17 protein-coding genes are annotated in these 21,713 nt (G+C 62.5%); 13 read left to right on the top strand and 4 right to left on the bottom strand.

Features of this window, described 5'->3' with window-relative positions; translation table 11 throughout:
- Window positions 1-5: 5 nt before the first annotated feature.
- The 6 genes from ACM6I6_RS13950 to ACM6I6_RS13925 all read left to right on the top strand — a co-directional run bounded on the left by ACM6I6_RS13950 (window position 6) and on the right by ACM6I6_RS13925 (window position 5,397).
- Window positions 6-854: a TauD/TfdA dioxygenase family protein gene (locus ACM6I6_RS13950; RefSeq protein ID WP_274077788.1), complete on the top strand. Its 849-nt coding sequence runs from the start codon at window positions 6-8 to the stop codon at window positions 852-854.
- An 87-nt stretch (window positions 855-941) separates the two neighbouring features.
- Window positions 942-1,994 (top strand): 3-keto-5-aminohexanoate cleavage protein, encoded by a 1,053-nt coding sequence (locus ACM6I6_RS13945; RefSeq protein ID WP_274077789.1) that lies wholly within the window; start codon window positions 942-944, stop codon window positions 1,992-1,994.
- An 88-nt stretch (window positions 1,995-2,082) separates the two neighbouring features.
- Window positions 2,083-3,408 (top strand): MFS transporter, encoded by a 1,326-nt coding sequence (locus ACM6I6_RS13940; protein ID WP_323609374.1) that lies wholly within the window; start codon window positions 2,083-2,085, stop codon window positions 3,406-3,408.
- Window positions 3,405-4,067, top strand: coding sequence for a DsbA family protein (locus ACM6I6_RS13935; protein WP_274077791.1), 663 nt, complete (start codon window positions 3,405-3,407; stop codon window positions 4,065-4,067). Before ACM6I6_RS13940 ends, ACM6I6_RS13935 begins: the two co-directional genes overlap by 4 nt.
- On the top strand, window positions 4,064-4,390 hold the full coding sequence (locus ACM6I6_RS13930) for a Rieske (2Fe-2S) protein (RefSeq protein ID WP_274077792.1): 327 nt from the start codon (window positions 4,064-4,066) through the stop codon (window positions 4,388-4,390). The genes ACM6I6_RS13935 and ACM6I6_RS13930 overlap by 4 nt, the downstream gene beginning before the upstream one ends.
- The gene (locus ACM6I6_RS13925) at window positions 4,387-5,397 is read left to right on the top strand and encodes a YeiH family protein (protein WP_274077793.1); all 1,011 of its coding nucleotides are present in this window, start codon (window positions 4,387-4,389) and stop codon (window positions 5,395-5,397) included. The genes ACM6I6_RS13930 and ACM6I6_RS13925 overlap by 4 nt, the downstream gene beginning before the upstream one ends.
- A gap of 1,343 nt (window positions 5,398-6,740) precedes the next feature.
- Here the strand turns inward: ACM6I6_RS13925 and ACM6I6_RS13920 are convergent.
- Window positions 6,741-7,784, bottom strand: a complete 1,044-nt coding sequence (locus ACM6I6_RS13920; RefSeq protein ID WP_414920059.1) for an AraC family transcriptional regulator — start codon at window positions 7,782-7,784, stop codon at window positions 6,741-6,743.
- A gap of 353 nt (window positions 7,785-8,137) precedes the next feature.
- Here ACM6I6_RS13920 and ACM6I6_RS13915 point away from each other — a divergent pair, with 353 nt between their 5' ends.
- From ACM6I6_RS13915 to ACM6I6_RS13885, 7 genes are all read left to right on the top strand, one after another.
- Complete coding sequence (locus tag ACM6I6_RS13915) at window positions 8,138-8,704, top strand: RBBP9/YdeN family alpha/beta hydrolase (protein ID WP_274077795.1); 567 nt, start codon at window positions 8,138-8,140, stop codon at window positions 8,702-8,704.
- A 123-nt stretch (window positions 8,705-8,827) separates the two neighbouring features.
- Window positions 8,828-10,831, top strand: a complete 2,004-nt coding sequence (locus ACM6I6_RS13910) for a DUF1302 domain-containing protein (RefSeq protein WP_414920058.1) — start codon at window positions 8,828-8,830, stop codon at window positions 10,829-10,831.
- Between the two features lie 41 nt (window positions 10,832-10,872).
- Complete coding sequence (locus ACM6I6_RS13905) at window positions 10,873-12,231, top strand: DUF1329 domain-containing protein (protein ID WP_274077797.1); 1,359 nt, start codon at window positions 10,873-10,875, stop codon at window positions 12,229-12,231.
- Window positions 12,232-12,412: 181 nt separating this feature from the next.
- Window positions 12,413-13,489 (top strand): WD40/YVTN/BNR-like repeat-containing protein, encoded by a 1,077-nt coding sequence (locus tag ACM6I6_RS13900; RefSeq protein ID WP_414920057.1) that lies wholly within the window; start codon window positions 12,413-12,415, stop codon window positions 13,487-13,489.
- Window positions 13,490-13,520: 31 nt separating this feature from the next.
- Entirely contained in the window at window positions 13,521-16,040 is a 2,520-nt protein-coding gene (locus ACM6I6_RS13895) for an efflux RND transporter permease subunit (RefSeq protein WP_274077799.1), read from the top strand.
- Between the two features lie 6 nt (window positions 16,041-16,046).
- Window positions 16,047-17,825, top strand: coding sequence for an acyl-CoA dehydrogenase C-terminal domain-containing protein (locus ACM6I6_RS13890; protein WP_274077800.1), 1,779 nt, complete (start codon window positions 16,047-16,049; stop codon window positions 17,823-17,825).
- A gap of 24 nt (window positions 17,826-17,849) precedes the next feature.
- Complete coding sequence (locus ACM6I6_RS13885; RefSeq protein WP_323609493.1) at window positions 17,850-19,493, top strand: fatty acid--CoA ligase; 1,644 nt, start codon at window positions 17,850-17,852, stop codon at window positions 19,491-19,493.
- 344 nt (window positions 19,494-19,837) lie between these two features.
- On the opposite strand, the gene msrA is transcribed toward ACM6I6_RS13885, so the two are convergent.
- From msrA to ACM6I6_RS13870, 3 genes are read right to left on the bottom strand one after another with little or no spacing between them, the layout of a single operon-like run.
- Window positions 19,838-20,344: a peptide-methionine (S)-S-oxide reductase MsrA gene (msrA, locus tag ACM6I6_RS13880; protein WP_414920056.1), complete on the bottom strand. Its 507-nt coding sequence runs from the start codon at window positions 20,342-20,344 to the stop codon at window positions 19,838-19,840.
- Between the two features lie 53 nt (window positions 20,345-20,397).
- Window positions 20,398-20,886 carry a copper chaperone PCu(A)C gene (locus ACM6I6_RS13875; RefSeq protein ID WP_414920055.1) on the bottom strand — a complete coding sequence of 163 codons (489 nt, stop codon included), beginning with the start codon at window positions 20,884-20,886 and terminating at the stop codon, window positions 20,398-20,400.
- Window positions 20,886-21,491 carry an SCO family protein gene (locus ACM6I6_RS13870; RefSeq protein ID WP_046818741.1) on the bottom strand — a complete coding sequence of 202 codons (606 nt, stop codon included), beginning with the start codon at window positions 21,489-21,491 and terminating at the stop codon, window positions 20,886-20,888. The genes ACM6I6_RS13875 and ACM6I6_RS13870 overlap by 1 nt, the downstream gene beginning before the upstream one ends.
- Window positions 21,492-21,713: the final 222 nt, after the last annotated feature.

Below are 21,713 nucleotides of genomic sequence, written 5' to 3'. Positions count from 1 at the left end.
CAGCCATGAAAGTCGAACAATTGACCTGCAGCATCGGTGCCGAACTGATCGGCGTGAACCTCGCCGACGCGGTGCATGACGACGGTCTGTTTGCCGAGATTCGTGCCCAGTTGCTCAAGCACCGAGTGGTGTTCCTGCGCGACCAGGACATCAGCCGCGCCGACCACGTGGCCTTCGCCCGCCGCTTCGGCGAGCTGGAAGACCACCCGGTGGCCGGCAGCGATCCGGAGCATCCGGGGCTGGTGCGCATCTACAAGAATCCTGACCAGCCGATGGACCGCTACGAAAACGCCTGGCACACCGATGCGACCTGGCGCGAAGTTCCGCCGATGGGTGCCGTGCTGCGTTGTGTTGAATGCCCGCCAGTGGGCGGCGACACCATGTGGACCAACATGGTCCAGGCCTATGCGAACCTGCCCGAAGACGTAAAGCTCAAGATCGCCGACCTGCGTGCCCGCCACAGCATCGAAGCGAGCTTCGGCGCCGCCATGCCGATCGAAAAACGCCTGGGACTCAAGGCGATGTACCCGGACGCCGAGCACCCGGTGGTGCGCACCCATCCGGAAACCGGCGAGAAGGTGCTGTTCGTCAACGCCTTCACCACCCATTTCAGCAACTACCACACCCCTGAGCGGGTGCGCTTCGGCCAGGACGCCAACCCTGGCGCCGGCGAGTTGCTGCGCTACCTGATCAGCCAGGCGTACATCCCTGAGTATCAAGTGCGCTGGCGCTGGAAGCCCAACAGCATCGCCATCTGGGACAACCGCAGTACCCAGCATTACGCCGTCATGGACTACCCGCCGTGCCATCGCAAGATGGAACGCGCCGGGATCATCGGCGACAAGACTTTCTGATCCAACCCTTCTGCATACGCACTCGTAGACACGTCTGCCCGGCCACGACCCGGGCGGACGGGACAATCATAAGAACTGGAGTAAACCATGCAATTCTTCGACGATTCCCTGCACCCCGAAAACATGGAAAAGGTGGTCATCACCGTGGCCCCGTACGGCCCGGAATGGATGCCTGAAGACTTCCCCGAAGACATCCCGCTGACCATGGACGAGCAAGTCCAGAAAGCGGTTGAATGCTATGAAGCCGGTGCCACGGTTTTGCACCTGCACGTGCGTGAACTGGACGGCAAGGGCTCCAAGCGCCTGTCCAAGTTCAACGAGCTGATCGCCGGTGTGCGCGAAGCCGTGCCGGACATGATCATCCAGGTCGGCGGCTCGATTTCCTTCGCCCCGGAAAGCGATGGTGAAGCGGCCAAGTGGCTATCCGACGACACTCGCCACATGCTGGCCGAGCTGACGCCGAAACCGGACCAGGTCACGGTGGCCATCAACACCACCCAGATGAACATCATGGAGCTGCTGTATCCGGAATACCTGGAAGGCACCTCCCTGGCCAACCCGATGGTCCAGGCCGCCTACAGCGAAATGACCGTACCGGCCGGTCCAGCCTGGGTTGCCGAGCACCTCAAGCGCCTGATGGACAACGGCATCCAGCCGCACTTCCAGCTGACCGGCATCCATGCCTACGAAACCCTGGAGCGCCTGGTGCGCAAGGGCATCTACAAGGGCCCGCTGAACCTGACCTGGATCGGCATCGGCGGTGGTTTCGACGGTCCGAACCCGTTCAACTTCTTCAACTTCATCCACCGTGTTCCGGATGGTTGCACCCTGACCTCCGAGTCGCTGCTCAAGAACGTGCTGCCGTTCAACACCATGGCGATGTCCATGGGTCTGCACCCACGCGTGGGCAACGAAGACACTATCATTGATCACAAGGGCGAGCGTTTCGGCTCGGTTGCGCAGATCAAGCAAACCGTACGCATCGCCCACGAACTGGGTCGCGAAATCGCCACCGGCAAAGAAGCCCGTGAGATCTATCGCATCGGTGTGCAGTACGACAGCATCGAAGACACCCTGCTGGCCAACGGAATGTCCCCCAACCGCAAGGCTGGGCAAAAAGGTGTGCCGCAACGCGGCTGACCCGTGGCGCGCACGAGGGGCCGTGACCGCTCGTGCGCACTGCAAAACGCTTGATAACAAAAATAAATAAAAGCTTTGAGGAGGCTGCATGGCCTTTCACCCAATCGCCGACGATGACGACGCTGGTTGCGTCAACGTTGCGCGTAAATATGCCTGGATTGTCTTTGCACTGACGTTCGGCCTGTTGATTTCCGATTACATGTCGCGCCAGGTGCTCAATGCGGTGTTCCCGCTGCTCAAGAGCGAGTGGTCCCTGAGCGACGGTCAGCTGGGCCTGCTCAGTGGCATTGTCGCCCTGATGGTCGGCCTGCTGACGTTTCCGCTGTCGCTGATGGCCGACCGCTTCGGCCGGGTCAAGAGCCTGGCGCTGATGGCGATGCTGTGGAGCGTGGCAACCCTGGGTTGCGCGTTGGCCCAGGATTACCAGCAGATGTTCATCGCCCGGTTCATGGTGGGCGTTGGCGAGGCGGCCTACGGCAGCGTCGGCATCGCGGTCGTGATTTCGGTGTTTCCGAAACACATGCGCGCCACCCTGGCCAGTGCCTTCATGGCGGGCGGGATGTTCGGCTCGGTGTTGGGCATGGCCTTGGGCGGTGCGATCGCCGCCAAGCTCGGCTGGCGCTGGTCGTTCGCCGGCATGGCGCTGTTCGGCCTGCTGCTGGCGATGCTTTACCCGATCATCGTCAAGGAAGCGAAGATTGCACCCAAGCGCGCAGCCCAGCTGGCGAACAAGGTGGCCGCGGTCAAGCGTCCATTGAGCACGTTGTGGTCCAGCCGTTCGGTGGTGGCGACCTATTTCGGCAGTGGCTTGCAGCTGTTCGTCGGCGGCACGGTGATGGTGTGGATTCCCAGCTACCTCAATCGCTACTACGACATGCCCACGGACAAGGCGGGCGGCATGGCCGCGATAATCGTCCTGTGCAGCGGCGCCGGGATGATCCTGTGCGGCATGCTCAGCGATCGGCTGTGCCGTAATTCGCCGGAACGCAAGGTCAGCCTGGCCATCGCGTTTTGCCTGGGCAGCTGCCTGCTGCTGTCGGCGGCGTTCGCGCTACAGGCAGGGCCATTGCAACTGGCGCTGATCTGCCTGGGCATGCTGATTGCCACCGGCACCACCGGCCCGGCTGGGGCGATGGTCGCCAACCTGACCCATTACTCGGTCCACGGCACAGCCTTCGCCACGCTGACATTGGCCAACAACATGCTGGGCCTGGCGCCTGGGCCGTTCATCACTGGACGGGTGTCGGACCTGATCGGCCTGCATGCCGCGTTCCAATTGGTGCCACTGGTCAGCCTCGCGGCAGCGGCGGTGTTCTTTTACGCCAAGTGTCATTACCACAAAGATATTGCCCGCCTTCAGGGTCAGAGCGTGCCTGACCCCGTCAACCAGGCCGGGTTAGAGGTGAAGTTGTGAGTCGTCGTCTACAAATTGATGTGTTTTTCGATTTTATCTGCCCTTGGTGCCTGATCGGCAAACGCCAGCTGGAGCATGCGCAGGTGCAGTTTCGCAATCGCCATCCGGATGTGCAGATCAACACCCGGTGGCATGGGGTGCAGTTGCTGCCGCATTTGCCGGTAGAAGGTGAGCCCTTCGCCGATTTCTACCGCAAGCGCCTGGGCAATGCCGATGCCGTGACCATGCGCCAGGCCCAGGTACAGCAGGCTGCCGCGGCGGTAGGACTGACCATCGACCTCAGCCACATCGAGACGATGCCCAACACCGCCGACGCACATCGCCTGTTCGAGCGAGCCAGCGCACTGGGTAATGTTGCCCAGCGTGAAATGCTGCTCGAACGGCTGTTCGCCGCTTACTTCCGCAAACGCGAAAACCTCGGCTGCCGCGAGACCTTGCTCGCCATTGCCCGCTCCTGCGGTATCGATGCGGATGCGCTGCTCGATTGCCTGAAGGGCGACGGCACGCCATTCGAGGGATCTCCCGGTGCGACCAGCGGCGTGCCGAGCTTTCAGTTCAACGGCCGCATGACGGTGATCGGTGCCCAACCTGCCCAGGCGCTGCTCGGGGCCATGAACGAAGCACTCAAGGAAAATGAACGCGAGCGGCAGCCGGCATGACCCGGCGCATTCCCGTACCTGCCGGCAAACACCCGCAGGCCGGCGGCCGGGCGCTGTTCGAGTTCGACGACAAGAGCCTGGCGTTGTTCAACGTCGACGGGCAGCTGTTCGCCATTGACGACAGTTGCCCGCACCAGGGCGCCTCGCTGTGTGGCGGGCGTCTTGAGGGGCGAGTGATTCAATGTTGCGCCCATGGTTTGCGCTTCGATTTGCACAGCGGCTACCTGCTCAATTCCAGGCAGGTGAAAGTCAACAACTACCCGGTCGAGATCATCGACGGCCAGGCGTTCATCGTCATCGTTCCCGAGGAGGCCGCGCCATGAGCGCCATCGCCCTTACCCGTATCCATAGTCGCACGCGCGAATTGGCCCCGGGGTTTATCGTCAGTCTGATCGTGGCCGCCGCCGCCTCGTTTTTGTCCGAGCACTACGGTGCCCCGGTCATGCTGTTCGCGTTGCTGCTGGGCATGGCCCTGAATTTCCTCGCCGGTGACGGCGTCTGCAAGGCCGGCATCGAATTCACCGCGCGCACCGTGTTGCGCATCGGCGTGGCGCTGCTGGGCATGCGCATCACCCTCGAACAGATGGCGGCGCTGGGCTGGAAGCCGGTGGCCCTGGTGGTGATCCTGGTGGTGGTGACCATCGGCGTATCGGTGATCGCGGCCAAGGCGCTGGGCTTTCAACGCCTGTTCGGCATGCTCACCGGTGGCGCCACCGCGATCTGCGGCGCATCGGCCGCGTTGGCCCTGGCGGCAGCGCTGCCAAATCACCCGCAGAAAGAACGCGCGACCCTGTTCACGGTGATCGGTGTCTCGGCGCTGTCGACCATGGCGATGATCGTCTACCCGATGATCGCCAACTGGCTGCAACTGTCGCCGCAGGTGGCGGGCGTGTTCCTCGGCGCGACCATCCACGACGTGGCCCAGGTGGTCGGTGCCGGCTACAGCATGTCCACCGAGACCGGTGACACCGCCACGGTCGTCAAGCTGATGCGGGTCGCCATGCTGCTGCCGGTGATCGTCACCGCCGCCATGATCACCCGTATGCAAGGCGCCGATCCGACCGGCAAGCGACCACCGTTGCTGCCATGGTTCGCCGTCGGTTTCCTGATCCTGGCGTGCATCAACAGCACCGGCTGGATTGCCCCGGTGGTGCAGGGTTCGGTCAATGAACTGTCGCGCTGGTGCCTGGTGGTGTCCATCAGCGCCCTGGGCATGAAGACCCAGCTCAAGGAGCTGGCGGCGGTGGGCATCAAGCCGATCCTGCTGATGGTGGGGGAGACGGTATTCCTCGTCGTGCTGGTGCTGTTGTTGCTGCGCTGGGGGCTCTGAGGGCAGGTCTTCCACAGGTTTTATCGCAGGGCTTCACTGGGCTGGCTCCTCGTCACAGTGAAGCGCTCGACCGGTGTTACCCACACCGGTCTTTACACGGCGACTGTACCAGCAGTCGCCGTTTTTTTTTGCCGGGTCAACCAGGGTGCATTCGCACCGCGCACACCCTGTAGGAGCCCGGCTTGCCGGCGAAGGCGGCCTCACAGCCAACCCATCTCTCACGGCTGTACCCAATCCACTGTAGGAGCCCGGCTTGCCGGCGATGACGGCCTCACAGCCGACCCATCTCTCACGGCTGTACCCGATCCACTGTAGGAGCCCGGCTTGCCGGCGATGACGGCCTCACAGCCAACCCATCTCTCACGGCTGTACCCGATCCACTGTAGGAGCCCGGCTTGCCGGCGATGACGGCCTCACAGCCGACCCAACTCCCACGGCCGTACCCGATCTACTGTAGGAGCAAGCTTGCTCGCGATGGAGGTCAACGATGACGCGGGAAGCCTGACACCCCGCGGTGCTCTCAGGTTTTTCGCGAGCAAGCTCGCTCCTACATGGGCCCACTACGCAGAACCTCCACTCGGCCTCACGATGTGGCAAGAAAATCAAAAGCCAATTCAAAAGCAAAAGCGAGGCGGCCTACGAGCCGACCTGATCCCAAGTGAACGCATCCCCCCTGTAGGAGCTGGCTTGTCGGGTCGCCGCATCGCAGCGATGGTCGTCAACGATGACGCGCGCTGTCTGAATGAATGCGTTGTCCAGACGTTTTTCGCGAGCAAGCTCGCTCCCACAGTAGATCGGGTACGGCCGTGGGAGATGGGTCAGCTTTGAGGCCGCCATCGCCGGCAAGCCGGGCTCCTACAGTGGATCGGGTAGGTCCGCGAGTGATGGGTCGGCTGTCAGGCCGCCTTCGCCGGCAAGCCGGCTCCTACAGTAGATCGGGTAGGGCCAAGAGTGATGGGTTGGCTTTGAGGCCGCCATCGCCGGCAAGCCGGCTCCTACAGTGGATCGGGTAGGGCCGCGAGTGATGGGTTGGCTGTCAGGCCGCCATCGCCGGCAAGCCGGCTCCTACAGTGGATCGGGTAGGGCCGCGAGTGATGGGTTGGCTGTCAGGCCGCCATCGCTGGCAAGCCGGCTCCTGCAGTAGACCGGGTAGGGCCGCGAGAGATGGGGTGGCTGTGAGGCCGCCTTCGCCGGCAAGCCGGCTCCTACAGTAGATCGGGTGTGGCCGGAGGAGATGGGGTGGCTTTGAGGCCGTCATCGCCGGCAGGCCGGCTCCCACAGTTGATTGGGTGCAGGCGTGAGTGATGGGTCGACGGTCACGCCGGTTTTTTTGCGCCGCGATATCAGGAGATCTTGGGTGGGACAGCATCCGCCGGAGCTTTTGCCGAATCCTGCTTCTGCGCTCGCCACGCCGCCGGCGGCATGCCGAACTGGCTGATGAACCAGCGGGTAAACGAACTCGCCATCGCATACCCGAGCATGTCGGCGATCCTTCCCAGCGAGTAGTTCGGATTCTCCAGATAACGCAGCACCAAATCCCGGCGCACATCATTGATCAGGTCGTTGAAAGCACAACCATCGTCCTTGAGACGACGTTGCAGGGTGCGCACGTTCATGCCCTGGCTCTGGGCGATCTGCTCGATGGTGGCGCGGCCCATGGGTAGCAGCAGGTAGATGGCCTTGCGCACTTCGAACAGCATCGACGTGCTTTCGGTGCTTTGCAACGAGTCGAGGTAGCTCTGGGCGTAGCGGGCCATGGCCGGGTCGGCATTGGGGTTGGTCATGTCCAGGTTGGCGCCTGCGCAGACGATGCCGTTGAACTCGCTGCCGAACTCCAGGGTGCAGCCGAACAGGCGCCGGTGCAGCTGCACGTTGTCGGGGGCCTGGTGGGTGAAATTGACGCTGTAGGGATGCCAGTGGGCGCCGAGCAGGGCGGCGCACAGGCGGAACATCACGCCGATGGCAAGCTCAGTGGCCTGGCGGCTGGCCATCGGCGATTCGGTGACCACCTCTTCGCGAATGATCACCATCTTGCCGGCTTCTTCGATGAAAATCGCCAGCGAATCGTTCATCAAGTGCCGGTAATGCACCACCACCTGCAAGGCATCGCGCAGCGTGCGCTGATGGCTGAGCAGCAGGGCGACCACGCCGAAATCCGAGAGCTGGCGTGACTCGGCCATGCTCAGGCCGAACGTCTGGCAGCCGCTGGCGACGGCCGAATCCTCCAGCAGGCGTACGGCGGCATCTATGGGGATGCGGTGCCCGGGGGCTTGCAGCTGGGCCTTGGTCAAGCCGACGCCGGCCAGTACATCGTGCGGGTTGAAACCCAGGTATTGAGTGACCTCAAGGTAGTTGGTCAAGACGGCGGCGCGAACAAGCTTGGGCATTCGAAGGTCTTTCCTTAGCCAATTGCGATCAATTGAACCTGGCGACTATATCCAGCACATCAGCACTTGAACAGTTGTGCGATTGACGACAGTGCACGCCCGATTCTGCCCGGCCGACAACCGTTACCGAAGGGCGGTCGACGCTCCCCATTGATTACAGTGACCCGTAGCGATCCCGTGGGGTTATTCGACCAGCGGTCAGGAGCATCCCGTGGCGAAAAAACCTGTCATCAAATGAAAAGTGCCTGACGTCCAATGAAAAGCGCCAGGGGGGGGCGATCTTTAATGTCAGTCCTACAAAAAGCCCCTGGCCACAGAGCCAGTCGAGTCATCGAGAAAGCGTAGGTGTTGAATTGAACAAACTGCAAACCGCCGCAACCGTTCTGATCGTACCGGGCCTGCGCGAGCACGTTGCCGAACATTGGCAAACGCTGCTTGAAGCCAGGCTGGAAAAGGTACGCAGTGTGCCGCCACTGGAAACCGACAAGCTCGATTGCAATGCCCGCGTCCGGGCGATCCAGCACCAGCTGGAACAGATCGACGGGCCGGTCATCCTGGTCGCCCACAGCGCCGGTGTGCTGATGGTCGCCCACTGGGCTGCGCAATTCAGTCGTCCGATCAAGGGCGCCCTGCTGGCCGCGCCACCGGATCTCGAGGCCGCCTGGCCCGCCAACTACCCATCCCCTGAAACCCTGCGCAGCAGCGGTTGGGATCCTCTGCCAACAGGGCCGCTGCCATTCCGTAGCCTGGTGGCCGCCAGCACCAACGATCACCTGGCCAGCCTGGACGCCGCCACTAGACTTGCCCAAGGCTGGGGCGCCGAATTGCTCAATCTGGGCGATGTCGGCCACCTCAATCCGGCGGCGGGTTTCGGTCACTGGCCTGAGGCTGAAGCACTCATCCTCGAGCTGGACCGCTAGTACAGGAGCCGGTCGGGCCGCATCCCGACCAGCACTCGCCCTCATCCCTGAACACGCAGGCCCCACCGGGTCGCGCGAGGGCTGCTGCGCTTAAAACAAATACAAAAAGGCGGAGACAACGCAATGCACAACAATAAGAATCACGGCTTCACCACCGCACGCTACACCTTGTTGGCCTCGGCCATCCTGGCCGCCATGATGCCGGCCGCCCATGGCGCAGAAATCGAGACCGGTAACCCGGACTGGAACGTTCGCCTGGACAACACCATCAAGTACAACTATGGCGTGCGCACCGAAAGCGCCGACAAGCGCATGTTGGGCACTCCGAACAACAACGACGGCGACTACAACTTCCGCAAGTCCGGCACCAACATCACCAACCGTGTCGACCTGCTGACCGAGATGGACGTGGTCTATCAGAACCACATGGGCTTCCGTGTCAGCGCCGCCACCTGGTACGACAAGGCCTACGATAACACCGGTTCGAACTCCAACCCGTTCGTCAACGGCAACGGTTCGACCTCGGGCCTGATCGCCAACGACCCGCGCCTGGCCGGTGTCACCAACGACAACGTCGGCAATGGCAGCCCGCACCTGAGCAACTACGCCCAGCGCTACTACAGCGGCCCGTCCGGCGAAACCCTCGACGCCTTCGTGTTCTACAGCACCGAAGTGGGCGAAGAGTCGATGCTCAGCGTCAAGGCTGGTCAGCACAACGTGTTCTGGGGCGAGACCATTCTCAATCCGGTGCATTCGATCAGCTACGGCCAGTCCGGCCTCGACCTGGCCAAGCTCGCCGCGTCGCCGGGCACTGAAGCCAAGGAACTGTTCGTCCCGCGCAACCAGCTGTCGATGACCTTCACCGTCAATCCGGAATTGACCGTGGGCGCCCAGTACTTCCTCGATTGGGACGCCGCGCGCCTGCCGGAAGCCGGCACCTACTACGGCGGTTCCGACCTGGTCGGTTTTGGTGCGCAGTCGTTCCTGTTGGGCAACACCAACGCCGTGGTCCCGGGCAGCCCGCTGGGCTGTGGCCTGGCGCCGTGCAACGGCTTGACCAACGTGCGTCGCGGGCATGACCTGACGCCGGACAAGCGTGGCGATTGGGGCATCATGGCCAAGTGGTCGCCGGCCTGGCTGGATGGCACCCTCGGTGTCTACTACCGCGAAACCTCGGAAATCCTGCCGCAAGCCTGGCTGGATGCCCGCGGCCTGAGTTCGGCCAACGCCAACGGCACCCGTCCGGCCGGCCAGGTACCCGCGGTGATCAACACCCTCAACTCGCTGAGCACCGCCACCTATCAAATGGCCTATGCCGACAACGTCAAGATCGTCGGCCTGAGCCTGTCCAAGGACGTGGGCGGTGTGAGCGTGGGCTCGGACCTCAACGTTCGGCACAACATGCCGCTGGCCAGTATTCCGGCGGTCGTCAGCACCAACAGTCCGCTGGGCCTGGGCCAGGGTCTTGGCCTGTTGCCGGCGCGCACGCCCGGCACCGGCATCGTCTATGACACCCCGGAAAAGGGCGACAGCATGGCCGCCACCGGCGACACCCTGCACTGGACGCTCAACGGCCTGATGACCATGCCGAAAACCCCCGTGTTCGATTCGGCGACCCTGCTCGCCGAGTTGTACTACAGCAACTTGCTCAAGCTCGATAGCAAGAACGAGGCGCTCTACAAAGGCAAGGATACCTATCGCGGCATCGACCAGCCGACCCGGGACAACTGGGGTATCGCGGTGAACTTCACACCGACCTGGTACCAGGTGTTTCCCGGTGTCGACCTCAACGCGCCGATGTCCATCAACCTCGGTCTCGACGGCGTGTCACCGGTCTCCGGTGGCGGTGCCAAGGATACCGGTAACTACGCAGTCGGCCTCGGGGCCGTTGTGTACAACAAATACTTTGTCGACCTGAAGTACGTGGATTCTTTCGGCAAAGCCGACAAGTGCAATGTCAGTGGTGTGAGTACCGGCCCCAACGGAGGTGACGGCGCTGCGCCGAACGCCTTCAGCGGTAACGAAAACTACGCCTGCTACGCCGGTGGCTACTCAGCCTTTTCCGGTGGTGGTGCAACGACTGAGGACCGTGGCGCCGTTTACCTGACGATGAAAACCACTTTTTGATTCACCACTGATTTGCTCAACGCAAGCAGGAGAATAACAACATGAAATTCGTCAAAACCGTGTTGGCCGCTTCGCTGGCCATGGTCCTTGCCGCCCAGGTACAGGCCGCTGTTTCAACCCAGGACGCTGCCAAGCTGGGCACCAGCCTGACCCTGGTGGGCGCCGAGAAGGCCGGGAACGCTGATGGTTCCATTCCGGCCTACAACGGTGGCCTGACCACGCCGCCAGCCAGCTTCAAATCCGGCGACAGCATGCGCCCGGACCCGTTCGCCAGTGAAAAACCCTTGCTGGTGATCGACGGCAAGAACGTCGATCAGTACAAGGGCATGCTCACCGCCACCACCGTGGAACTGGCCAAGCGCTTCCCAACGTTCCGTGTCGATGTGTTCCCGACCCACCGCACCGTGTCGCTGCCCAAGGCGATCCTCGATAACGGCGTGAAGAACGCCAGCGGCGCCAAGTCCCTCGAAGGCGGCTTGGCCATCGACAACGTGCTGCCGGGCGTACCGTTCCCGATCCCGCAGTCTGGCAACGAAGCGATGTGGAACTTCCTGTTGCGTTACCAGGGCGTGAGCATCAACTCCAAGTACGACTCCTGGAACGTTGACTCCGCCGGCGTACCAAGCCTGGCCACCACCGGGCAGGCGTTCATTTCCTACCCGATCTACGAAAACCTCGCGCAGCCGATCAGTAGCGCCGACGTTTACTACCAGATGAAGCTGTCGTACACCGGCCCCGCGCGTCGTGCCGGCGAAGCGGTGATGCTCAAGGACGCCGCCAACCCGCTGACCCAACCACGCCGTGCCTGGCAATACCTGCCTGGCCAGCGTCGGGTGAAACTGGCACCGAACCTGGCGTACGACACGCCTAACCCGGGTACTGCCGGTGCGGGCACTTACGATGACGTATTCGTGTTCAACGGTGCGCTGGATCGCTACGACTGGAAGCTGGTCGGCAAGCAGGAAATGATCGTGCCCTACAACACCTACAAGCTGACCTACGTCCAGGATCCGAAGTCGATCACCACACCGAATCACCTGGCACCGGAGTTCGTTCGCTGGGAAAAACACCGCGTGTGGGTCGTCGAAGGTACCCTCAAGTCGGGCGCCCGGCACATCTATGCCAAGCGTCGCTTCTACCTCGACGAAGACAGCTGGACCGCTCTGGCCTCGGATCAATATGACGCCCGTGGTCAGCTCTATCGCGGTTCCTTCGCCTTCCTCAGCCAGAGCTATGACAAGCAGATCCCGGACTCCACGCCGTTCATGATCTACGACCTGGTCGGTGGTTCCTACAACATCAACGGTGTAGTCGGCCCTTACGGCGGCATCAAGTACATCGATCCGCTCTCCAAGGCCCAGTGGTCTTCGGAATCCCTGGCCGGCAGCGGCATTCGCTAAACCAACCGCAAGCAGACGCTCGCACGATCCACTGTGGGAGCGAGCCTGCTCGCGATGGACCTGAGGGCGACGCGGGCATCCAGACAGCACGCGTAATCGTTAACGTCCATCGCGAGCAGGCTCGCTCCCACATGAGCTGCACGGCGCGAGGTGTGGCGCGGTTTTCCGAAGAGGACGCGGTATGTGTTCGTATAAAAATAATATGTTGAAGCTGGCGTTTGGCATTGCGCTCTGCCTGTCGCAGGGCGTCAGCCACGCGGCCGATTACGTCGACGTGCTGGACCTGCCTGCCAGGGTCAGCGCCTTGGCCATCAAGAGTCCTCTGTCCGGCATGGCCCGCGCCGGTGAGCGCGTGATCGCCGTTGGCCAACGCGGCCATATCCTGTTTTCCGATGATTCCGGTCAGCACTGGCAACAGGCCGCCGTGCCGGTCAGTGCCGACCTCACCGCCGTGAGTTTCCCGACCGACAGCCAGGGCTGGGCGGTGGGCAATGACGGCGTGGTATTGCACAGCAGCGACGCTGGCGTGACCTGGAACAAACAACTCGACGGCCGCCAGATCGGCGATCTGCTGGTCAAGCATTACACGGCGTTGGCCAGTGCCGAACCGGGCAATGAACAATGGCCGCTGCTGGTCGCCGAAGGCCAGCGCCTGGTGGAGCAGGGCGCCGACAAACCGCTGCTCGATGTGTGGTTCGCCAATGACAAAACCGGCTATGTGGTCGGCGTGTTCAACCTGATCCTGCGCACTGACGATGGTGGCCAGAGCTGGACGCCGTTCCAGGATCGCACCGACAACCCGCAAGGCTTCCACCTCAATGCCATCGCCTCCACCGGCGATGCGCTGTACATCGCCGGTGAGCAAGGCCTGTTGCTCAAGTGGGATGACAACGCCCAACGCTTCACCGCCGTGCCGACGCCTTACCAAGGCAGCTTCTTCGGCGTGGTCGGCAAGCCTGGCGAGGTGCTGGTCTACGGCCTGCGCGGCAACGTGCTGCGCAGCACCGACGGCGGGCACAACTGGACCGCACTGGACAGTGGCCTGCACGTCAGCATCACCGCCGGCCTCATCGATGCCCGTGGCAATTACCGCCTGTTCACCCAGGGCGGCCAGATGCTGGTCAGCCAGGGCACTGGCGCGCAATTGCATTTGGTGCAGCAACCGGCACGTACCCCGGTCGCCGGTGCCACCCAGTCCGCCACTGGCGCGTTGGTGGTAGCAGGTAGCCGTGGTGCACAGGCACTGTCCGTCGATTAAGACCTCGAAAATTCAGAGCGAGAACCCAGACATGGGCAATATCAAACAAGACGCCATGCCGGTGATCCGCGAGCTGCGTGATTTCGACCGCCGCTCCGGCAACCTGCTCGAACGGCTGGTGTTCAACTATCGGCCGCTGTTCATGCTGCTCATGGCCCTGGCCACCGTGGTCCTGGGCTTCATGGCCGTGACCCGCCTGGAGCTGCGTCCCAGCTTCGAGAAGATGATTCCGCAGAGCCAGCCGTACATCCAGAATTTCCTCGAGAACCGCGCTTCGCTGCGCGGCCTGGGCAACTCGGTGCGGGTGGTGGTCGAGAACACCCAGGGCGATATCTTCGACCCTGAGTATCTGGACGTGCTCAAGCAGGTCAATGACCAGCTGTTCCTCACCGAAGGCGTCGACCGTGCATGGATGAAATCCCTGTGGAGCCCGGCGGTGCGCTGGACGGAAGTCACCGAGGAAGGTTTCCAGGGTGGCCCGGTGATGCCTGATACCTACTCGGGGCAGCCTGAACAGATCGAGCAACTGCGCCAGAACATCTCCCGCGCCGGTATCGTCGGCAGTCTGGTGGCCAGCGATTTCAAGTCGACCATGCTGATCGTGCCGCTGCTGGACAAGGCCGCCGCCGGTGGCCAGCGCATCGACTACCACGCCTTTTCGCAGATGCTCGAAGAGCAGTTGCGCGACAAGATCGAATACGCTGGCGACAGCGCCGCACGCAAGTCCGGTGTCGAGGGCAAGGGCCACTACAAGGTCCGGGTCATCGGTTTTGCCAAGCTGATGGGCGACCTGATCGACGGCCTGATCCAGGTGATGATGTTTTTCGGCCTGGCCGTTGTCACTTCGCTGGTCATCATCTATGCCTACACCCGTTGCGTGCGCAGCACCTTGCTGGTGGTAGGCTGCTCGTTGATCGCGGTGGTCTGGCAACTGGGTATCGTCGCCTGGCTGGGCTACGCCATCGACCCGTATTCGGTGCTGGTACCGTTTTTGATCTTCGCCATCGGCGTGTCCCACGCGGCGCAGAAGATGAACGGGATCATGCAGGACATCGCCCGTGGCACCCACAAGCTGATCGCCGCGCGCTACACCTTTCGCCGTCTGTTCATCGCTGGCGTTACCGCGCTGCTGGCTGACGCCGTCGGCTTCGCCGTGTTGATGCTGATCGACATTCCGGTGATCCAGGACCTGGCGATCACCGCCAGTATCGGCGTCGCGGTACTGATCTTCACTTCGCTGTTGCTGATGCCGGTGGCGCTGTCCTACATCGGCGTCGGCCGCAAGGCCGCCGAGCGTGCGCTGAAAATCGACACCCGTGCCGAGCACCACAAAGGCTTCGGCAAACTCTGGGACTTGCTCGATCGCTTCACCACCCGCAAGTGGGCCACTGGCGCCGTGTTGGTCGCGGTGCTGATGGGCATCGGCGGTTTCATGGTCAGCCTGCAGTTGAAGATCGGCGACCTTGAAAGCGGGGCGCCGGAGTTGCGCGCCGACTCGCGCTACAACCGCGACAACGCCTACATCACCAGCCACTACGCGCTGTCCAGCGACCTGTTCGCGGTGATGATCAAGACCGCGCCGGAAGGCTGCCTGAACTACAAGACCCTGGTCCTCGCCGATCGCCTGGCCTGGGAACTGCAGCAGTATCCGGGCGTGCAGGCCACCGCTTCGCTGGTCAACGCGGTACGCCAGATCACCGCCGGCACCTATGAGGGTAACCCCAAGCTCAACAACATCCAGCGCAACCAGGACGTGCTGAACTATGCCGCGCAGCAGGCCTCGGTCAACTCGCCGGAGCTGTTCAACAACAACTGCTCGCTGATGCCGGTGATCGCTTTCCTCAAGGATCACAAGGCGGAAACCCTCGACGCCGTGGTAGCGATTGCCGACAAGTTTGCCAAGGAAAACAGCACCGACGATCGCCAGTTCCTGCTGGCCGCCGGCAGTGCCGGCATCGAAGCGGCGACCAACATCGTGGTGCGCGAGGCCAACCGCACCATGCTGCTGTACGTCTACCTGGCGGTGACGCTGTTCTGCCTGATCACCTTCCGCAGTTGGCGCGCCACGCTGGTGGCGCTGTTGCCGCTGGTGCTGACCTCGATCCTCTGCGAAGCGCTGATGGTCGCCATGGGCATTGGCGTGAAGGTCGCGACTCTGCCGGTGATCGCCCTGGGCGTGGGGATCGGCGTCGACTACGCCTTGTACCTGCTCAGCGTGCAATTGCACTTCCAGCGCCAGGGCCTGCCGCTGTCCCAGGCCTACCGCAACGCCGTGTCGTTCACCGGCCGGGTGGTCGGGCTGGTCGGTATCACCCTCGCTGCTGGCGTGGTGTGCTGGGTCTGGTCGCCGATCAAGTTCCAGGCCGACATGGGCATCCTGCTGACCTTCATGTTCCTGTGGAACATGCTCGGCGCGCTGATCCTGATCCCGGCCCTGTCGTACTTCCTGCTGCGTGAACGGGCACCCCAGCCCGGTGCTGTCGCGGCAACCGAGAACACTGAATCCACTGAACGTCCTGGCATGCCGCATGCCGTGACCACTTCCGAGTAAGCCAAGATGTCTGATTACAAAGCTCCCCTGCGCGACATGCGCTTCGTACTCAACGAGGTTTTCCAGGTGTCCCGGCTCTGGGCCAGGTTGCCTGGCCTGGCCGAGGTGATCGATGAAGAAACCGCCGCCGCGATCCTCGAAGAAGCCGGCAAGATCAGTGGCGAAGTCATCGCCCCCTTGAACCGCGCCACCGATGAGCAGGGCTGTACCTGGAGCAAGGGTTCGGTCACCGCGCCAGACGGTTTCGCCCAGGCTTATCAAGCCTTCGCCGAAGGCGGTTGGGTGGGTGTTGGCGGTGATCCGCAGTACGGCGGCATGGGCATGCCCAAGGCCATTTCTGCCCAGGTCGAAGAGATGGTCAACGCCGCCAGCCTGTCGTTCGGCCTGTACCCGATGCTGACCGCCGGCGCCTGCCTGTCGATCAAGGCCCACGCCAGCGAAGAGCTCAAGGAGCGTTACCTGCCCAACATGTACGCCGGCACCTGGACAGGTTCGATGTGCCTGACCGAAGCCCATGCCGGCACCGACCTGGGGATGATTCGCACCAAGGCCGAGCCCCAGGCCGATGGCAGCTACAAGGTCAGCGGCAGCAAGATCTTCATCACCGGCGGTGACCACGACCTGACCGAGAACATCATCCACCTGGTCCTGGCGCGCCTGCCGGATGCACCGGCGGGGCCGAAAGGCATCTCGCTGTTCCTGGTGCCGAAAGTGCTGGTCAATGCCGACGGCTCCCTGGGCGAGCCTAATTCGCTGTCCTGCGGCTCCATCGAACACAAGATGGGCATCAAGGCCTCGGCCACTTGCGTGATGAACTTCGATGGCGCCACCGGCTACATCATCGATGCACCGAACAAGGGCCTGGCGGCGATGTTCACGATGATGAACTACGAACGCCTGGGCGTGGGCATCCAGGGCCTGGCCCAAGGCGAACGTTCCTACCAGAACGCCCTGGCGTACGCCCGTGACCGCCTGCAGAGCCGTGCGCCAACCGGCGCACAGAACAAGGACAAGGCCGCCGACCCGATCATCGTCCACCCCGACGTGCGCCGCATGCTGTTGACCATGAAGGCCTTGAACGAGGGTGGTCGCGCGTTTTCCAGCTACGTCGCCCTGCAACTGGACATCGCCAAGTTCAGCGAAGACCCGACCGAGCGTTCCCGCGCCCAGGACCTGGTGGCCTTGCTGACCCCGGTGGCCAAGGCGTTCCTCACCGACATGGGCCTGGAAACCACCTTGCACGGACAAATGGTGTTTGGCGGCCACGGCTTCATCCGCGAGTGGGGCCAGGAACAACTGGTGCGCGACGTGCGCATCACGCAGATCTACGAAGGCACCAACGGCATCCAGTCCCTGGACCTGGCCGGGCGCAAGATCGTCGGCAGCGGCGGGGCGCTTTACCGCCTGTTCGCTTCGGAGATCCGCGACTTCACCGCCAGCGCCAGCACTGACCTGGGCGAGTTCACCCAACCGCTGAACGCCGCCGTGGACACCCTCGACGAACTGACCGCGTGGCTGCTGGACCGGGCACAAAACAACCCGAACGAAATCGGCGCCGCCTCGGTCGAGTACCTGCAGGTGTTCGGCTACACCGCCTACGCCTACATGTGGGCGCGCATGGCCAAGGCCGTCATGAGCGGCGATGCCGAGGACGATTTCTACATCAGCAAACTGGCCACCGCGCGTTTCTACTTCGCAAGGTTGCTGCCGCGTATCCACTCGTTGAGCGCATCGGCCAAGGCCGGCAGCGCCTGCCTCTACGAGCTTCAAGCCGATCAGTTCTGATCGAAAGGACAAGGAACCTCAATCATGATGGCGACAAAAATAATTCCACCCGCCGACGGCGCCTACGCCTACCCCTTGCTGATCAAGCAATTGCTGCTGTCCGGGGTGCGCTACGAACCGGGCCGGGAAATCGTCTACGCCGACAAGCTGCGCTACAGCTACCAGACCCTCAACAAGCGCATCCGCCGCCTGGCCAATGCGCTGACCGCGGCCGGGGTCAAGGCCGGGGACACCGTGGCCCTGCTCGACTGGGACAGCCACCGTTACCTGGAATGCTTCTTCGCCGTGCCGATGATCGGCGCGGTGCTGCACACGGTGAACATTCGCCTGTCGCCGGAGCAGGTGCTGTTCACCATGAACCACGCCGAAGACGATGTGGTGCTGGTGCATGACGATTTCCTGCCGCTGGTGGAACAGATCCAGGATCGGCTGACCACGGTCAAGGGCTTCATCCAGCTCACCGAAGACCAGGCGAGCGACACGTCGTTGCCGGTGCTGGGCGAGTACGAGCAGTTGCTGTCGCAGTGCCCGGACCAGTACGACTTTCCCGATTTCGACGAGAACTCGGTAGCGACGCTGTTCTACACCACCGGCACCACCGGCGACCCCAAGGGCGTGTATTTCACCCATCGCCAGCTGGTCCTGCACACCCTGAATGCCGTGGGCTCGTTGGGCGTCTACCAGGGCGCGCCACTGCTGCGTTCCGACGACGTGTACATGCCGATCACGCCGATGTTCCACGTGCATGCCTGGGGTGTGCCTTACGTCGCGACCCTGATGGGCATCAAGCAGGTGTACCCCGGCCGCTACGAACCCAACAGCCTGGTGCGGCTGTATCAGGAGGAGAAGGTGACCTTCTCCCACTGTGTGCCGACCATCCTGCAGATGATCCTCAATTGCGAGCAAGGCAAGTCCGCCCGTTTCGACGGCTGGAAAATGCTCCTGGGCGGCAGCGCGCTGCCCCTGGGGATTGCCAGCGAAGCCAGTGCCAAGGGCATCGTGGTACACGCCGGCTACGGCATGTCCGAGACCTGCCCGCTGCTGTGCCTGACTTACCTGCGCGACGAAGACCTCCAGCAGCCCATGCAGGCGCAACTGCCGACGCGCATCAAGACTGGCACGCCGGTGCCGATGGTCGACCTGAAGATCATCGACGCCAGTGGCAATGACGTTGCTCATGACGGCGAGTCCCTGGGCGAGATCGTGGTGCGTGCGCCCTGGCTGACCCAAGGCTATCTGAAGGAGCCGCAAAAGGGCGCCGAGCTGTGGCAGGACGGCTGGCTGCATACCGGCGACATGGCATCCATCGATCCGTTGGGCGGCGTGGAAATCAAGGACCGGATCAAGGACGTGATCAAGACGGGCGGGGAGTGGATCAGCTCGCTGGAACTGGAAAGCCTGATCAGCGAACACGAGGCGGTGCTGTCGGTCGCGGTGGTCGGCATTGCCGATGAGCAGTGGGGCGAACGGCCCATGGCGCTGGTGGTCTGTGAGCCTGGGCAATACCTGGATCGCAAGATCCTCGAGGCGCACCTGCAAGGGTTTGTGGAGCTCGGCCGCATCAACAAGTGGGCGATCCCCAAGCAGTTCAAGTTCGTCGCCGAGATCCCCAAGACCAGCGTCGGCAAGATCAACAAGAAACTGATCCGCGAACAAGAGTTGGCCTAGGGTTTTGCGCTCAACGCAAAAAACATTGTAGGAGCTGGCTTGCCAGCGAAGAGGCCCGAAAGATCGATGCAATACTCGAGGGCGCCTTCGCCGGCAAGCCGGGCTCCTACAGGTCCGAGGCGGCCACGGACTCACGCGCTACGCAACCCATTGTAGGAGCTGGCTTGCCAGCGAAGAGGCCCGAAAGATCGATGCAATACTCGAGGGCGCCTTCGCCGGCAAGCCGGGCTCCTACAGGTCCGCGGTGGCCACGGACTCACGCGCTACGCAACCCATTGTAGGAGCTGGCTTGCCAGCGAAGAGGCCCTCAAGGACACCATAGCCAGCAAGCCAGCGCCCACAAATCATTTACGCTTGGGCAACGTCCAGTCCGGTCGTATGAAGTGGCAGGTGTAGCCGTTGGGGTAGTGCTCGAGGTAGTCCTGATGCTCAGGTTCCGCCTCCCAGAACGGCCCGGCGGGTTCGATCTCCGTGACCACCTTGCCCGGCCACAGACCAGAGGCATCAGCGTCTGCCACGGTATCCTCGGCCACGCGCTGTTGCGCTTCATCCAGATAATAGATCGCCGAGCGATAGCTCATGCCGATATCGTTGCCCTGACGATTGAGGGTGCTCGGATCATGGATCTGAAAGAAAAACTCAAGGATCTGCCGATAACTGATCTGCTCCGGGTCGAAGACGATTTCGATCGCTTCGGCGTGGGAGCCATGGTTGCGATAGGTCGCATTGGGCACATCACCACCGGTGTAGCCCACCCGCGTGGAGATCACGCCAGGGTAGCGCCGCAGCAGATCCTGCATGCCCCAGAAGCAGCCGCCGGCGAGGATGGCGGTTTCGGTGTTCGTCGTCATCAGTACGCACCTCCCATCAAAGCGCGGCCTCCGGAGGGGAGACCGTCAGTCCCTCAATGCATCTTGCTGTGATCCATGTTGCCGTGATCCATCGTACCCAGTGCCCGGGCCTCGGCGTCTACCTTGATCGTCTCTTTCTCGCCCTTGGCGTTTTCCACGGTCAAGGTCAACGGCACTTTGCTACCTTCCTTGATCTGGCCCGTCAGGTCCATGAGCATGATGTGGTAGCCATGGGGATCGAAGCTCACCGCCTTGCCGGCCGGCAACGCCACGGACTCGACCTGCTGCATGCTCATCACATCGTCTTTCATGCTCGACTGGTGAATCTGCACCAACTTCGCCACGGGCGACTGCACGCTGAGCAGCTTGCTGTCAGTGTCGGCCTGCAAGGTCATGAAGGCGCCGCTCGAAGGCTGGCCGGCCACCGTCGCCCGGACCCAGGCGTCGTTGACCTGGGTTTGCGCGGACACCTGCCACGCCATGCCGATCAGGGTCAGGCCCAGGGCCAGTTGTTTGAAACGGGGTGCGCAAAACAAAATCATCAGCAGACCTCCATGACGGTGAGCAGGTCTTCTGCGCACTCTTGAGCGGTAAGGGACGCGGACAGGCCGAGGCGCAAATTGCCCCGGGAGTCGAACACGAAGCTGGTCGCGGTATGGGACAGGGTGTAGGTATCGCCGCTGGGGACTTTCTCGAAGAATACGCCGAACTCCTTGGCGGTGGCGGCGGTTTCTTCCAGGGTGCCGGACAGCGCTTCGAAACTCGGGTCGAAGGCCTTCACGTACTTGTCGAGCAACTCGGGGGTATCGCGTTCGGGGTCCAGGGTGATGAAGATCACTTGCAGGCGCTCGCCATCGCGGCCCATCAGTTTTTTCGCCTGGGCGGCGCGGGCCAGCGTGGTCGGGCAGACGGCCGGGCACTGGGTGAAACCGAAGAAGATCATCGGCATCAGGCCCTGATAGCTGCCGAGCATGCGGGTTTCGCCGTCGGCATCCTTGAGCTTGAAGGAACGCCCCATGATCTTGTCGCTCAGGTCCTTGCCGTACTTGAACGACAGCTTGCTGCTGTCATCACAGCCGGCGAGCAGGCCGAGGCTCAGCAGGCTCATGCCTTGCAGGACCGTGCGGCGGGAATACAACGTACTCATGGAAAAAAGCATCCTGTGTAGCGACTGGAAATCTACAGTGGCTGATCTCTGAGACGAGAAAAAGCGCGTGGATGTTAACAAACTGTTGCCCGTTGGCGCTCAATCGATGGCCAGCCGGTCATGCGCCAAAAGGTCGCGGTCGGTGTAATACATGAAAATACAAACGCGGCGGATGCCGACACATTGCAGATACAAACTTGCGATTAGATGGCGCTTTCCAAC

The sequence above is a fragment of the Pseudomonas sp. IT-P218 genome, from assembly GCF_949767605.1.
GTDB classification, from domain to species: domain Bacteria; phylum Pseudomonadota; class Gammaproteobacteria; order Pseudomonadales; family Pseudomonadaceae; genus Aquipseudomonas; species Aquipseudomonas putida_AE.
The sequence above is the reverse complement of the archived record's forward strand: the minus strand, read 5'-3'. Positions and strand labels throughout refer to the sequence as shown.